The 900-nt window shown below is 48.6% G+C and carries 2 tRNA genes and 2 rRNA genes; all 4 read left to right on the top strand.

Annotated elements, in window-relative coordinates:
* The first annotated feature begins 69 nt into the window (after positions 1-69).
* Positions 70-146 (top strand) — tRNA-Ile (locus EDM60_RS28250).
* An 85-nt stretch (positions 147-231) separates the two neighbouring features.
* A tRNA-Ala gene (locus EDM60_RS28255) sits at positions 232-307 on the top strand.
* A gap of 81 nt (positions 308-388) precedes the next feature.
* Positions 389-505: ribosomal RNA gene (rrf, locus tag EDM60_RS28260) — 5S ribosomal RNA — on the top strand.
* Positions 506-658: 153 nt separating this feature from the next.
* Positions 659-900: ribosomal RNA gene (locus EDM60_RS28265) — 23S ribosomal RNA — on the top strand; the annotation flags it as partial.

The following is a 900-nucleotide window of genomic DNA, read 5'->3' on the forward strand; positions in this document are numbered from 1 at the left end:
TCCTTTCTATGGAGATATGACCACAACGCACATTCGCTGTTCAGTTTTGAAGGAGTATTGCTCCTTTGCGGGCCTATAGCTCAGTTGGTTAGAGCGCACGCCTGATAAGCGTGAGGTCGGCTGTTCGAGTCAGCCTAGGCCCACCATTTGAATACTTGCCTTTGCTGAGAAGTACCTGAGAAAGCTCGGGATCACTTCGGAAGTGAAAGCGTTACCTTTGAGGCAACTCATGGGGCTGTAGCTCAGTTGGGAGAGCGCCTGCCTTGCAAGCAGGAGGTCATCGGTTCGATCCCGTTCAGCTCCACCACTTTTTTAAAAAATAATACTTGAAAGTGAATAGGAAGATGTGTTAAATTAGTCTTCGTCACTTTTGAGAAGTGAAACAATGTCTGGTGATGATGGCGGAGGGGACACACCCGTTCCCATACCGAACACGGCCGTTAAGCCCTCCAGCGCCAATGGTACTTGCTCCGCAGGGAGCCGGGAGAGTAGGACGTCGCCAGGCAGTTGCTCTTTATGAGTGACTATCCTTTTTATAAAACTTCAATCCGACCGCTTGCGGTCAACAAAAAACGAAGTTTTTTGTTCCTTGAAAACTGGATACTGCATGATATTGCTAAGATATTAACTGTAAGTACTTTTTAGTGCTAACCAATGTGGTTAAGTTACTAAGGGCACACGGTGGATGCCTTGGCGCTAGGAGCCGAAGAAGGACGCAGCGAACTGCGATAAGCCTCGGGGAGCGGTAAGCACGCTTTGATCCGGGGATCTCCGAATGGGGCAACCCACCATCTGTAATGGGATGGTATCCTTCACTGAATACATAGGTGATGAGAAGGCAGACCCGGTGAACTGAAACATCTAAGTAGCCGGAGGAAGAGAAAACAATAGTGATTCCGT

The organism is Brevibacillus parabrevis (assembly GCF_003710905.1).
GTDB classification, from domain to species: Bacteria; Bacillota; Bacilli; order Brevibacillales; family Brevibacillaceae; genus Brevibacillus; species Brevibacillus parabrevis.